The organism is Lentzea pudingi, assembly GCF_014646255.1.
Classification (GTDB): Bacteria; Actinomycetota; Actinomycetes; order Mycobacteriales; family Pseudonocardiaceae; genus Lentzea; species Lentzea pudingi.
This window is the reverse complement of record NZ_BMNC01000007.1, coordinates 1-12,416: the sequence shown is the minus strand read 5'-3', so window position 1 is coordinate 12,416 and position 12,416 is coordinate 1. Positions and strand designations below refer to the sequence as shown.

Annotated in this window: 13 protein-coding genes; 4 read left to right on the top strand and 9 right to left on the bottom strand. The window is 68.9% G+C overall.

The window, feature by feature from the left end; translation table 11 throughout:
* Positions 1–185: 185 nt before the first annotated feature.
* Together IEY88_RS24855 and IEY88_RS24850 are read left to right on the top strand one after the other, a co-directional pair.
* Complete coding sequence (locus IEY88_RS24855) at positions 186–869, top strand: pentapeptide repeat-containing protein (protein ID WP_229693729.1); 684 nt, start codon at positions 186–188, stop codon at positions 867–869.
* Between the two features lie 82 nt (positions 870–951).
* Positions 952–1,947, top strand: coding sequence for an NADH:flavin oxidoreductase/NADH oxidase (locus IEY88_RS24850; RefSeq protein WP_189157257.1), 996 nt, complete (start codon positions 952–954; stop codon positions 1,945–1,947).
* Between the two features lie 73 nt (positions 1,948–2,020).
* Here IEY88_RS24850 and IEY88_RS24845 read toward each other — a convergent pair whose 3' ends face one another.
* Complete coding sequence (locus IEY88_RS24845; RefSeq protein ID WP_189157256.1) at positions 2,021–2,209, bottom strand: DUF3073 domain-containing protein; 189 nt, start codon at positions 2,207–2,209, stop codon at positions 2,021–2,023.
* A 173-nt stretch (positions 2,210–2,382) separates the two neighbouring features.
* On the opposite strand from IEY88_RS24845, the gene IEY88_RS24840 reads away from it, so the two are divergent.
* On the top strand, positions 2,383–3,243 hold the full coding sequence (locus IEY88_RS24840) for a DUF8083 family protein (RefSeq protein ID WP_189157255.1): 861 nt from the start codon (positions 2,383–2,385) through the stop codon (positions 3,241–3,243).
* Here the strand turns inward: IEY88_RS24840 and IEY88_RS24835 are convergent.
* The 5 genes from IEY88_RS24835 to IEY88_RS24815 are packed head-to-tail and all read right to left on the bottom strand — an operon-like array spanning position 3,186 to position 7,341.
* Complete coding sequence (locus tag IEY88_RS24835) at positions 3,186–4,367, bottom strand: MFS transporter (protein WP_189157254.1); 1,182 nt, start codon at positions 4,365–4,367, stop codon at positions 3,186–3,188. The two genes, IEY88_RS24840 and IEY88_RS24835, sit on opposite strands and share 58 nt — an antisense overlap.
* 43 nt (positions 4,368–4,410) lie before the next feature.
* On the bottom strand, positions 4,411–4,980 hold the full coding sequence (locus IEY88_RS24830) for an RsiG family protein (RefSeq protein ID WP_189157253.1): 570 nt from the start codon (positions 4,978–4,980) through the stop codon (positions 4,411–4,413).
* 60 nt (positions 4,981–5,040) lie between these two features.
* Positions 5,041–5,865: a beta-keto acid cleavage family enzyme gene (locus IEY88_RS24825; protein ID WP_189157252.1), complete on the bottom strand. Its 825-nt coding sequence runs from the start codon at positions 5,863–5,865 to the stop codon at positions 5,041–5,043.
* Between the two features lie 28 nt (positions 5,866–5,893).
* Positions 5,894–6,955: a CAF17-like 4Fe-4S cluster assembly/insertion protein YgfZ gene (gene ygfZ, locus IEY88_RS24820; protein WP_189157251.1), complete on the bottom strand. Its 1,062-nt coding sequence runs from the start codon at positions 6,953–6,955 to the stop codon at positions 5,894–5,896.
* A complete protein-coding gene (locus IEY88_RS24815; protein ID WP_189157542.1) occupies positions 6,952–7,341 on the bottom strand; it encodes a Fur family transcriptional regulator in 390 nt (129 codons plus the stop codon). Before IEY88_RS24815 ends, ygfZ begins: the two co-directional genes overlap by 4 nt.
* Before the next feature lie 71 nt (positions 7,342–7,412).
* On the opposite strand from IEY88_RS24815, the gene IEY88_RS24810 reads away from it, so the two are divergent.
* A complete protein-coding gene (locus tag IEY88_RS24810; RefSeq protein WP_189157250.1) occupies positions 7,413–8,255 on the top strand; it encodes an aminodeoxychorismate lyase in 843 nt (280 codons plus the stop codon).
* 3 nt (positions 8,256–8,258) lie between these two features.
* Here the strand turns inward: IEY88_RS24810 and IEY88_RS24805 are convergent, their stop codons facing one another.
* The 3 genes from IEY88_RS24805 to pxpB all read right to left on the bottom strand — a co-directional run bounded on the left by IEY88_RS24805 (position 8,259) and on the right by pxpB (position 12,314).
* A complete protein-coding gene (locus IEY88_RS24805; protein WP_189157249.1) occupies positions 8,259–10,793 on the bottom strand; it encodes a glycosyl hydrolase family 18 protein in 2,535 nt (844 codons plus the stop codon).
* Between the two features lie 85 nt (positions 10,794–10,878).
* Entirely contained in the window at positions 10,879–11,730 is an 852-nt protein-coding gene (locus tag IEY88_RS24800; RefSeq protein WP_189157248.1) for a 5-oxoprolinase subunit C family protein, read from the bottom strand.
* Positions 11,727–12,314, bottom strand: coding sequence for a 5-oxoprolinase subunit PxpB (gene pxpB, locus IEY88_RS24795; RefSeq protein WP_189157247.1), 588 nt, complete (start codon positions 12,312–12,314; stop codon positions 11,727–11,729). Before pxpB ends, IEY88_RS24800 begins: the two co-directional genes overlap by 4 nt.
* Between the last annotated feature and the right edge of the window lie 102 nt (positions 12,315–12,416).

The following is a 12,416-nucleotide window of genomic DNA, read 5'->3' as shown; positions in this document are numbered from 1 at the left end:
GGCGCTTCGAACGAGGCTTGCCGAGGTTCCCGACTCGAATGCTCGCGTGTAGCGCCGTGTAGGCGTCCGCGACCTTCTTGATCACACGTTGCGCGGCCTGTGCACCCAGACCACTCTCTGCAGCCGGATTGTGAACTCCAACAGCGGATACCGCCGGGCGGTTGGGGTCGCGAAGATGACTCTCCGTGAGCAAGCGGATGGTCAGGCTCGGGGCGGTCGCCCTGCTCGCGCTGGGTGTCGCCCTGTTGGTGCCGCCGACCGCTCCTCGCTCGGTGCTGCCGTCGTTCTCCGGAGCGCTGCTGATCGTCGCGGCCGGTGCCCTGGCCTGGCTCCAGGTCAGGGACGGCCAGCTCGTCGACGGGTACCGCCGCGCCGTCAAGCTGCTGGAGAGCGACGAGGCCGAGCTCAGGGTCAGCGGGCTGCACCTGCTCGAAGAGATCGCGGAGGAGTCCGCGAAGAGCCGCCTGCTCGTGGACGTCACCGTCGGGGACTTCCTGCGCGAACGATCTCCCTGGACGGCTGCGGAGCACCCGGCGCTGCCCGCTGGCGGGAGCCCGGAACTGGACGTCGAGACGGCCTTGGCGATCCTCACCCGAGAGCCCCGCGCGGCGCTGGACCTGTCCCACGTCGACCTGCGCGGCGCTGACCTGCGAGGAGTCTCCCTGCGCGAGGCGTCCCTGCGCGGCGCCTGCCTCGAAGGTGCCGATCTCCGCGCCGCCGACCTCACGAACGCGGACCTGCGCGGTGCCGACATGCGAGCCGCCAACCTGGACAAAGCGGCCCTCACCGGAGCCCGCGTCGACCGGAGGACGATCTGGCCTCCTGGCTTCACGCCGGCCCGTGTCTCCGCGTCGCTGTTCAGTGACTGAGACGACCCCATCGCGGGGAACAACTCGCTGAGCCCACCCCTTGAACATTTAGTTAGGTCTACGAACGTTCGAGGGAGCTCCCGTGAGCCTGTTGTTCTCCCCGCTGACCCTGCGCTCGGTCACGCTGCCGAACCGCATCGCGGTCAGCCCGATGTGCCAGTACTCGGTCGACAAGGAGGACGGCGTGCCCACCAGCTGGCACCTCGTCCACCTGGGCTCCCGCGCGGTGGGTGGCGCCGGCCTCGTCATGGCCGAGGCGACGGCCGTCGAGGCGCGTGGCCGCATCTCGCCGCAGGACACCGGCATCTGGAACGACGAGCAGGTCGAGGCCTGGAAGCCCGTCACGGCGTTCATCAAGGAGCACGGCGCGGTGCCCGCGATCCAGCTCGCGCACGCCGGGCGCAAGGCGATCGGCGACTGGGTGCCGGTGGCGCCCACGACCGAGCCGTTCCCCGGCGGCAACCAGCCGGAGAAGCTGACGAACACCACGCAGATCGTGAAGGCGTTCGTCGACGGCGCGCTGCGGGCGATCGAGGCCGGGTTCGAGGTCCTCGAGGTCCACGCCGCGCACGGCTACCTGCTGCACGAGTTCTACTCGCCGCTCACGAACGAGGGCAGCATCGAGGAACGCATCGCCCTGCCCGTCGAGGTCACCGCGGCCGTGCGGGCAGCGGTCGGCCCGGACGTGCCCGTGTTCGTGCGGATCTCGGGCACCGACTGGGTCGAGGGCGGCTGGACGGCCGACGACAGCGTCGTGCTGGCACAGGCGCTCAAGGCCGCGGGTGCGGACCTGATCGACGTGTCCAGCGGCGGCAACACCGCGCAGGCGGACATCCCGATCGGGCCCGGCTACCAGGTGCCGCTCGCCGAAGCTGTGCGACGCAAGGCAGACGTGCCCACGGGTGCGGTCGGCCTGATCACCGAGGCGAAGCAGGCCGAACAGATCTTGACGGACGGTTCCGCCGACCTGGTCCTGCTCGCGCGCGAACTGCTCCGCGACCCGTACTGGCCGTTGCACGCGGCAGGCCGGCTGGGTGTGGAGGTCAGGGCGCCGAAGCAGTACGCCAGGGCGTTCTGAAAGAGCCCTCAGAGTTCAAGGGCTGGGCACCGGGGTCACCGGTTGCCCAACCCTTGAACTCCGAAGGCTGAATTCAGCGACGGTAATCGTCGTAGTCGTCGTACGGGTCGTCGTGTGGCTCGTCGCCACCACTACTCCCGTTCGCCGACCTTTCATCAGTCGACAGCTCGCGCTGCAACGCAGCGAAGTCGGTCTCATGAGAGCTGTATTTGAGCTCCCTGGCGACCTTCGTCTGCTTGGCCTTAGCTCGGCCGCGCCCCATGGCTCGACCCCCTCGCACAGGGACGGGGGCGGCCGGGGGAACGGCGGCCCCACTCGTCTCGACAACTGATTCCTGGTAACTACCGTACCGTGCCGATGGGGTTCCTCGCGACGCGGTAGGCGTGACACGTGCCGCCAAATCTCATGGCCCCCCTCGCGTGGAAGGATGCACACGTGCCCAGACCGTTCGTCGCCTACCTACGGGTGTACGAACCGTTATCGGTCTTGGACGCAACGCTAGCTTCCAAGGTCGAAAAAGCCCTGGAAGCGGGCCCTGTCCCCCGCGCGGAGGTGGGCGAGAGGGAACGAGAGCTGTGGTTGCGATCACAGTTGGGACAAAAGCTCCTCCCGGGCGAGTCCTTCGACGTGATGACGATCAGTCCGGCCGAGGTTCCGACCTCCGAGGCCGCCCGCGTCGGACCGGGGCCGCTCGTGTGCCCGCTGGACCTCAGGGCCCGTTCCGCCGCCGCTCTGGTGGGCTTCCTGGCCACCGCGCCGGCGATCCTCCAGGACGCCGCCCTCGACCTTTCACCGGAAACGGTCCGAGCGCGCGCGTCCGCCGTGATGACCGAACTCTCCGCGGGCGCGGTTCACGTGATCTCCACGACCTGGACGATCCCGCTGCCCTGGTTCGCCCTCGTCGACCCCGCCCAGCGCCGCGTGGTGCTCGCCAGCGCCCAGGACGACCCCGAACGGCAGGTGTCGTGGCGGGTGGCCATGGCCGACGCACGCCGACGGGTCGCGCGGGCGCTCAAGACCGTGAAGCGCTCACTGGGTGAGGACGGGCCGGCCAAGGTCCTCTCCGACACGGGCCACTGGCTCGAGCACTTCCACCCGCACTCCGCCGTCGAGCTCGACTACGGCGGCCTGGTGCAGCTGCTGGAGGACAAGGACCTCCTGGAGGACACGTCGGCGGCCGACGTGAACGCCATCCTCGACGCCCTCGAGGCGGACGACGCCGAGGAGGTCGCGTTGCGCTACGAGGCGCTGCGCGAGTTCTGGGGCGAGCTGGCCCGCAGGGAACGCCACGGCTGAAGCAGCACCCGCGCGACCACGGCGGCCACCGCCGCCAGCACCATCGCCGCGGGCCACCCCACCGACACCGCGACGAAGCTCGCGACGAACGGGGTCACCGCCGCACTCAGGTAGTTCGCCGAGTTCTGCATCGCGATCGCCGTGGCGCTGCGTCCGTCCGGCGCGAGCTCCCCGGCTTCGGTGACCGCCAGCCCGTTCCAGCACAGCGCGCACAGCGAGGTCGGCACGAGCACCGCGATCAGCAGCGGCAAGGGTGCCTGGTCCAGCGACGCGACCAGCACGAACCCGGCCGCCGTGAGCACGGAGACGATCTTCAAGGGCCCGATCCGGCTGCGTGCCCGGTCCGACCAGACCCCGACCGCCAGCCGTCCGGCGCCACCGAGCACCTGCGCGACGGCGAAGACGGCCGCGGCCGCCGTGACGCTCATGCCGCGGTGGTCGTGCAAAAGCGGCACCATCAACGCCGTGGCGGTGAACTGCGGCACCACGAGCAGCCCGCTGGCCAGCGACAACCGCAGCAACCGGGGGTCCTTGAGCACCAGGCCGTGCTCCGAGTTCGCCCGGATCGCACCGGGTGGTTCCCTGACCAACAACGCCACCGCGAGCGCCACGAACGCCGTCACGCCCGCCAGCACGACGAACGCCGTGGGCACCCCGGAGGAGAGGGCGATGCCGGGCAGGACAGCCGCCGTGAGGGCGGCGCCGAGCGGGGTCGCGGTCTGCCGGACGCCCATCGCGAGCCCGCGCGACTCCTTGCTGAACCACGACATGACCGCCCGGCCGCTGGCCGCGTTGACGCTGGCCCCGAAGAGCCCGGCGCCCAGTAGCGCGAGCCCGGCGATCCAGGCGTTGCCGAGGGCGACGGACAACAAGCAAGCTGCGGCACCCACGCCGCCGATGGTCATCACGAGCCGTTCGCCGCGTCGGTCCGCGACGACTCCCCACGGCACGAGAGCGATCATCGTGCCGAGGTTGACCGCGCCGAGAAGGAGCCCGACCTGGGGCAACGTCAGTGAGAAGTGCTGCTGGAGCTGCGGGCTGATGGCCGGCAGGCCGAGGAAGACGGCCGCGTTCGTGCCCTGAGCCACCGCACCCACGGACAGCACGACCCAGCGATACCCCATGAGGGCACGCTAGGTCGGCTGCTCAGAAAGTGGAAAGGACGTCTTACCTCTTGGGACGATGGTGGCCGCGCTCAGCGGCCAGCAGCTCGTCCACCGACGCACTCCCGCGCTGGTAGCGGGCGGCGATCTCGGCGTTGAGCCGGTCGACCACCACCTGCACCTCGCGTCGCCGCACCGACACGGACGCCTCTTCCGAGATGAACGTCTCCAGGACCTCGACGAGCTTCGAGTCGTCCAGGGAGCTCACGTCGGAGAGGTCCACGTCGGAGATGAGCGCCTCGACGTGCCGTTGATGAGCATCAGCACGTGACGGCTCATGGGTCTGGTACCGGCCTAGACCGGTCGCGGGACCCACGGCGTTCGTGGAGAGGATGGTCGCCAGTTGGTCGACCACGGCCGAGCCACCAGAGCTACGACGCTCTTGTTCCGCACGCACGATGTCGATGCGCGCGTGCAACAACCGCCGCAGGTAGGACAGATCTGTCTCTTCCTGCGCAGCTTCGTCGCGGAGTTCGCGCACCTCGACGAGCGGGCGCTGCTCGACGCCCTCCGTGTAGTCGGGGGCGAGCACCCTGTCGATTCGGCGGCGCCCGCCAGGACGCACCTCGATCACGTGTCCATCCTGCGGTAGTTCCTCCCTACCCGCCAACACATCCCATGCACCAAACTTGTCTCAAATGTGCACGCCCAGCAGCTTTCGCGCCTCGTCCGGGGTCAGAGCGGGTCGCTGGGCGATCTTGGAGAGACCTGCGGCACGTGCCACGAGCTGTGCGTTGTCCCGCACCGGCACCCCCCGCGAGTAGCTCACCGTGTCTTCCATACCCACTCGGAGGTGGCCACCCGCACCCAAAGCGGTGAACATCACTGGGAGGGTGGTCCGGCCGATCCCGGTGGCGGAGAACGTTGCCCCGTCCGGCAGAGCGTTCACTGCGGCGACCAGGGTCGCGGCGTCACCGGGCATGCCGCCGGGCACGCCCATCACGAAGTCGACGTGCACGTGGCCGCCCGCGGGCAGGCCGTGCTGGTCGAGCAGGCGCTTGAGCGACGCGAGCTGCCCGATGTCGAAGATCTCGTACTCCGGGAGGATCGAGCGTTCCTGCATGCCCTTGTGCAGGGAGACGATGAACTCCCAGCGGTTCATGAACACGTCGTCACCGAAGTTGACCGTGCCCATCGTGCAGGACGCCGAGTCCGGCATCGCGTCGAGCACGCGCAGCCGGTGCTCCTCCGGGTCGTGCACCGACCCGCCGGTCGACAGCTGCACGACGAGGTTCGTCTCGGAGCGCAACGCCTCGACGGTGGCCTTCAACCGGCCGAGGTCGAGCGACGGCTTCGCGTCCTCGCCGCGGATGTGGACGTGGATCATCGCGGCGCCGACCTGCTCGCAGCTCTGCGCCGTGGAAACGAGCTCTTCCAGGGTCACCGGAAGCTGCGGGACGTCGGCTTTCGCGTGCTCCGCTCCGGTAGGAGCGACAGTGATGAGCGTGCCCAGGGACATGTACCGGGACTGTAGCGGTCCGGCGCTGCTACGCCCTCAGGTTGCGCACCGCTTCCCGGCCCAGGCCGGGGGTGTCCGGCGGCACCGAATCGGGGTCGATCCGTGCCTGGACCTCCCGTTCGGGAGCCCCCGCGACGAGTTCCGACTCGATCGGCACGGACCGCTTGACCAGCGCCAACGCGATCGGGCCCAGCTCGTGGTGCAGCACCACGCTGCCCACCCGGCCCACGGCCCTGCCGTCCAGCGTGACCGGGTCGCCGGTCTCCGGCTGGGCGTCGGCAGAACCATCCAGGTGGAGTAGGAGCATTCGCCTGGGCGGGCGTCCCACGTTGTGGACCTTGGCGACCGTCTCCTGGCCGCGGTAGCAGCCCTTGTTCAGGTGCACGGCCGGGTCGATCAGGCCGACCTCGTGCGGGATCGTGCGTTCGTCGGTGTCGATGCCCTGCCGTGCGCGCAGCGACTCGACCCGCAGCGCCTCGAACGCGTAGCTGCCCGCAGGGCGTGCGCCGGCGTCCGTGATGCGCTCCCACCACGCCGCTTTCTCGGCGCGCGGGACCAGCAGGTCGTACGAGTTCTGGCCGGGCCACGAGGTGCGGCGCACGAAGCCCTCGCCGAGCGCGCCCACGTGCGACGGCTGCGGGATGCCGAGCTTGTCGAGCAACGCGGGCGCGTCCGGCCCGGTGATCGTCAGCAGCGCGAACTCCGCCGAGGCGTCGCGCGGCTCCACCTTGGACCAGAAGACCATCTTCTTCAGGTACGCCAGCAGGTCGTCGACCTTCTCGACGTCGAGGAACACCGTGCCGCCGACGTTCGCGACGACCATGTGGTGCTCCAGGCGGCCCTGGGCGTCGAGGATCAGCGCCTCGGTGGACGCGCCCTCGCCCAGCTGCTCGAAGTGCTGGCTCGTGAGCTGGTGCAGCCACTTGAGCCGGTCCTCGCCCGGGATCGCGATGACACCCCGGTTCGAGCGGTCGACCACGACCACCGAACGGACGGCCGAGCGCTGTTCGGCGAACGGGTCGCCGTAGTGCCAGGCCACGCCTGCGTCGGTGGAATCGTCGGGCGGCGGGACGGCTCCGGGGAGGCTCACTCGGTCTCCTGCTCCTGCTTCAAACAGTCTCGGCACGTGCCGGACAGCGCGAGATGGCTTGCATCAAGTTCGAACCCGTCGCGCTCCCGCAATGTTCCGACCAACGGGTCGAGAAGCTCACACGGGATTTCCTGGATCGAGCCGCACACGTGGCACACGAGGTGCACGTGCTGGTGATCGTCGACCGAGTAGCTCGGCGCACCGTGGCCAAGGTGCGTGTGCCGAACCAGTCCGAGCCGGTCGAGGAGATCGAGCGTCCGGTAGATCGTGGTGATGTTGACCGTCGGCGCCGTCTCCTGGACGCGCTGACAGATCTGCTCGGGTGTCGCGTGTTCCAGCGACCGGACCGCGTCCAGCACGAGCTGACGCTGCGGCGTCATCCTCATGCCGCGGTCGTGCAGCGTTTTGCGCAGGCCTCTTGCGGTCTCCACGCCAGTGATGTTAGTAGGCTCGTCCCATGCGCGTGCTGGCACTGCTCGACGGAACCCTCGCTGACCCCGACTCGCCGCAGATCCGCGTCGAGGACCTGGGACTCATGCGCGGTGACGGCGTGTTCGAAACGATCCTCGTGGTCGGCGGGAAGCCCCGTGAACTCACGCCCCACCTCGACCGGCTCGACCGGTCCGCGGCCATGCTCGACATGGAGCCCCCTCCCCGCGCGGAGTTCGAGCGCGCGGTCGAGCTCGTCGTCGGCAACTGGACCGGCGGTTCGGAGTTCGCCCTCAAGCTGATCTACACCCGCGGTGTCGAGGGCGGCGACGGCACGCCGACCGGCTTCGCGCTGGGCATGGAGATCGGCGCGAAGGTGCTCAAGCAGCGTGCCGAGGGCCTGTCCGCGGTGACGCTCGACCGCGGCATCGACGCGGACCTCGCCGACCGCGCGCCGTGGCTGCTGCTGGGCGCCAAGTCGCTGTCGTACGCGATCAACATGGCCGCGCTGCGCGAGGCCGAGCGCCGCGGTGCCAACGAGGTCGTCTTCACGACGTCGGACGGCTTCGTGCTCGAAGGCCCGACCTCGACGCTGGTCCTGGTGCGCGGCAAGACCCTGGTGACGCCGCCGTCGAAGCTCGGCATCCTGCCCGGCACCACGCAGTACGCGTTGTTCCGCGCCGCCGAGCGCGCCGGCTGGACCGTGCTCGTGGAGCCGATCCAGACCGGCGAGCTCTACGACGCCGAGGGCGTGTTCCTCTGCTCGAGCGTCCGCAAGATCACGCGGGTGACCGTGCTGGACGGCAAGCAGCTGCCCGACTCGGCGGCCCTGCTGACCGAGCTGCAGGGCCTGTACGAGTCCGAGTACTGATCTTTATTTGAGACCCGCGTCGACCGCGGCCATCAACGGGCCGCGGTCACCGGACATCTCCCAGAACATCGCGCCCAGCAGGTTCTTCGACTTCAACCACGCGGTCTTCTTCTGGATCGACCACACGTCGTCGAAGGTCCACCACTGGTTGCCGGTGTAGCAGGACGTCGCCACGGCGACCTCGTCGTGGTGGACGGTGCAGTTCGGCACCGAAGCGATGAGGTTGGCGTATCCGCGCGTGCCCGACTCCTCCGGGAACTGCCCCGGAGCCGCACCTCCCGCGGTCTGCCACTCACCGTTCTTGCCGCCGTTGACCACGTTCTGCCAGCCGCGGCCGTAGAACGCGAGCCCGAGCGTGATCTTGCGTGACGGCACGCCCGCGTCGAGGTAGGCCTGCACGGTGCTCTCGACGCTGAACTTGGTCGTGTACGGGTCGTCCGGGTCCGGGTAGAGGTTGCCCTGGTGGCCGGTGCGGTTGGGCTCCCACGAGTTGTCGCTGCCGGAGCCGTGGAAGTCGTAGCCCTGGACGTTGAAGATGTCCATCGACTGCGCGACCCGCCCGAGTTCCCAGCCAGCCTCGATCTTGGCGGGGTCGGCCGGGGTGAACGCCGTGAGCTGGTAGCGCTTGCCGGTGGTGGTGCTCAGCGCGTCGAACTGCCGGCGGAACTCCTCGATCAGCAGGGTGTTGTTGACCTTGTCCTGCGGTCCGAAGTGGTTGCCCGCGTGGCCTTCGGCGCCCGGCCACTCCCAGTCGAGGTCGATGCCGTCGAAGATCCCCGCTGCTGACCCCGGGCCGCCGGCTCCGTTGTACACGGGCAGGTTGCCCTTGATGTAGACGTCGATGCAGGACGACACGAACTTCTTGCGCGCCGCGTCCGTCGCCGCGACGTCGGAGAAGTACTTGGAGTACGTCCAACCGCCGAGCGAGATCAGCACCTTGAGGTTCGGGTGCTTCGCCTTGAGCTTCTTGAGCTGGTTGTAGTTGCCGCGCAACGGTTCCCAGCCGCTGTCCGCGACGCCGTCGACGGACTGGGCCGCGCTCATCGGCCTGCTGTAGTCGGCTTCCGCGTCGCCCGCGCCATCGCCCTGGTTCGGGTCCTGCGGGTTCGGGCTCGTGCCCTTCGTGACGCCATGCAGACACGTCAGGTTGACGGGGTCGATGTTGCCGAACGCGTAGTTGACGTGCGTCATCTTCGCGGCGTCCATGTCCTTCACGAAGTACTGGCGTCCGTAGATGCCCCACTGCACGAAGTACCCGACACGGGCGTATCCGCCGACGATGTCACCGGTGCGCTCGTTCAGCGCGTTGCTCGGGGTCGAGAGGTTGTCGTAGATGTCCCGCGCCCGGACGGTGAACGTGTAGTTGGTGGACGGCGAGAGGCCGCTGACCACGGCCGTGGTGCCCGCGACCGTCGTCTTCACGGTCGAGCCCACGTAGACGTCGTAGTTCGCGATCCCGCTGTTGTCCGTGGAGGCGTTCCACGCCAGCGTGATGCTGCCCGCGTCCTTGGCCGTCGCACGCAGGTTGCCCGGCGCGGTCGGCGGCGTGGTGTCGTTGGCGGGGTTGTTGGTGGTGACGTTGAGGGCGGCGCTGGGTCCGCTTTGTGCGCCCTTGGTGTCCTTTGCCCGCACCGTGAACGAGTACGCGGTGTTCGGGTTCAGGCCGGTGATGATCGTGGACGTCGTGGTGGAGGTGCCGACGACGCTGGAGCCGTTGTAGACGTCGTAGCTCGCGACCGGCAGTGAACCCGGCGTGGACGCGTTCCACTGCAGGCTCACCGTGCGCGTGGTCTTGCTCGGACTCGTGAGACCCGTTGGGACACTTGGTGGAGTGTCAGCGCTGCCGTCGCAGTTGGCGTTGTTGACGCGACACGTCACCGGGTCGACGTTCGAACTGATGGAGAAGGTCGGGCTGTAGGGCTCGGTGCTGGCGCCCGCGTTGATGGTCTTGTTGTAGTGGATCGGGGTGACGGTGACCTGGTTGCCGCTCTGGCTGACCGTGCCGTTCTGGCCGTTGCTGACCGTCACGCCGCTGGGCAGCGTGAAGGAGATCGACCAGTCGCTGACGGCGGCGGTCCCGTGGTTGCGCACGACGAACTTCGCCGTGCCGCTCGAGACCGAGTAGTCGGCGGTCAGTCCGGTCGGCGCCGGTGGTGCTGTGCCGCTGCCGTCGCACTCCATGCCGTTGATCTTGCAGCCGGTGGGGTCGGCCGCGGCGCTCAACGTGAACGTCGGGCTGTAGGGCTCGGTGTTGCGTCCCGGCGGAAGGTTGTTGATGTAGAAGGCCGGGGTGAGCGTCACCCGCGTGCCGTTCTGGGTGATCGTCGCGTTCTGCGGACTGCTCGCCGTGACGCCGGCCGGGAGGTCGAACTTGACCGACCACCCGTTGAGCGCGGCGGTGCTCGCGTTGGCGACGACGAACTTGCCGGTCGTCCCGGTGCGGGAGAAGGTCGCAGTGATGCCCGTGGCGGCCTGTGCAGGGACCGCCAGAGCTAGGAGTGCTACCAGACTTGTTAACAGGGCAGGGATCCGGCGCATGCGGAACTCCAGTTTGGTAGAGATTCCGCGGCGGCTGCGAGTTACGGTATTTGGTCTGGACCACTTCCGTCAACGGTGCTGTTCTTCAGTCGATCGTCCGAAACCTGACCTCCGTGCCAGGCCGCGCCTGCCCGATCGCACCGAGGAAATCGTTGTCCACCACACCGATCACGGGGTAACCGCCGGTGGTCGGATGGTCGTTGAGGAACACCACGGGCTGCCCGTCCGGCGGCACCTGGACCGCGCCGGTGATCATTCCTTCGCTGGGAATCTCCCCGTCACGACGATTCAGCTTCGTCCCCTGCAGCCTCGCGCCGACCCGGTTGCTCCGGTCCGACACCGTCCACCTGCCTTGCCGCAACTGGGTTTCCGCCTCGTCGAACCAGTCGTCGCGCGGCCCGAGCCGGATCGGGATGACCAACGTTTGCAGCGCCTCGTGCGGCGGCACGACATCGGCACCTTCGGGCAACCCCGGCGTCCCGAGGTGCAGGACGTCGTTGTCCCGCAACGGGTCTGGACCGATTCCGGAGAGCAGATCCGTGGAGCGGCTGCCGAGTTCCGGTGGCACGTCGACGCCGCCGGAGATCGCGAGGTAGTTGCGCAGCCCGGTGTTCGGGGTGCCGACCTCCAGCTTCGCGCCCTGTTCGAGGTGAATCGGGTGGTGCGAGTCGGCGAGCCTGCCGTTGACGCGGACCTCGACGGCCGGCCCGGTGACGGCGACCGTGCAACTCGTGCCGGCGCTGATCACGAGGCCGCCGAGTAGCAGTTCCAGCCCGGCCGCACTCTCGTCGTTGCCCACGAGCCGATTGGCGAGCCTGAGGGAGTGCTGGTCCAGCGCCCCCGACGGCGGCACGCCCAGGTGGGCGTTGCCGGGGCGGCCGAGGTCCTGGACCAGCGCCTGCGGGCCGGTCCTGATGATCGTGATCCTGCGGCTCATGCGACCACGAACCTGACCTGGTCGCCCGGCTGCAGCAGCGCGGGGGTCTCGGCCTTGGCGTCGAACAGCGTGATCTCGGTGCGCCCGATGAGCCGCCAGCCGCCCGGCGTCGGCCTGGGGTAGGCGGCGGTGAACTCGCCCGCGATGCCGACGGAGCCCTGCGGGACCTTCGTGCGCGGCGAGTCGAGCCTGGGTTGCTGGAGGACTTCGGGGAGGCCGGTGAGGTAGCCGAAGCCGGGGGCGAAGCCGCAGAACGCGACCTCGTAGGTGGCGTTGGTGTGGAGCTCGACGACTTCGCTCGCGGTGATGCCGGCTGTTTCGGCGACCAGGTCCAGGTCTGGGCCGTCGTAGCTGACCGGGATGGTGATCTGGCGGGAGTGCTGGGTGGGGGCCTTGGTCAGGTCGACTGTCTCGAGGGCCTGTCTGACGTGGGTCAGTGCGCCCTTGACCAGGACTGTTCTGGCCGCGGGAACCAGTTCCTCGATGCCGTCCAGGTGTTCGAGGGCTGCGCGGACGGCCGCGACCTCGCTCAGGGAGTCGACCTCGACCAGGAGCGCGTCGGTTCCGCAACGCCGCAGAAGCATGGGTACATGTTACGGGGAATCGTGGGATTGTTGAACAATCCGACACGCGGATCGTTCAACAATCCTTGCGGGCGGCGGGCGGCGGGCGGCGGGCGGCGGGCG

Bases quoted from the DNA above. Each gene is read 5' to 3' on its own strand.
- IEY88_RS24805 (WP_189157249.1), bottom strand. From the start codon at position 10,793: ATGCGCCGGATCCCTGCCCTGTTAACAAGTCTGGTAGCACTCCTAGCT.
- pxpB (WP_189157247.1), bottom strand. From the start codon at position 12,314: ATGCTTCTGCGGCGTTGCGGAACCGACGCGCTCCTGGTCGAGGTCGAC.
- IEY88_RS24815 (WP_189157542.1), bottom strand. From the start codon at position 7,341: ATGAGGATGACGCCGCAGCGTCAGCTCGTGCTGGACGCGGTCCGGTCG.
- IEY88_RS24810 (WP_189157250.1), top strand. From the start codon at position 7,413: ATGCGCGTGCTGGCACTGCTCGACGGAACCCTCGCTGACCCCGACTCG.
- IEY88_RS24800 (WP_189157248.1), bottom strand. From the start codon at position 11,730: ATGAGCCGCAGGATCACGATCATCAGGACCGGCCCGCAGGCGCTGGTC.
- IEY88_RS24845 (WP_189157256.1), bottom strand. From the start codon at position 2,209: ATGGGGCGCGGCCGAGCTAAGGCCAAGCAGACGAAGGTCGCCAGGGAG.
- IEY88_RS24825 (WP_189157252.1), bottom strand. From the start codon at position 5,865: ATGTCCCTGGGCACGCTCATCACTGTCGCTCCTACCGGAGCGGAGCAC.
- IEY88_RS24835 (WP_189157254.1), bottom strand. From the start codon at position 4,367: ATGGGGTATCGCTGGGTCGTGCTGTCCGTGGGTGCGGTGGCTCAGGGC.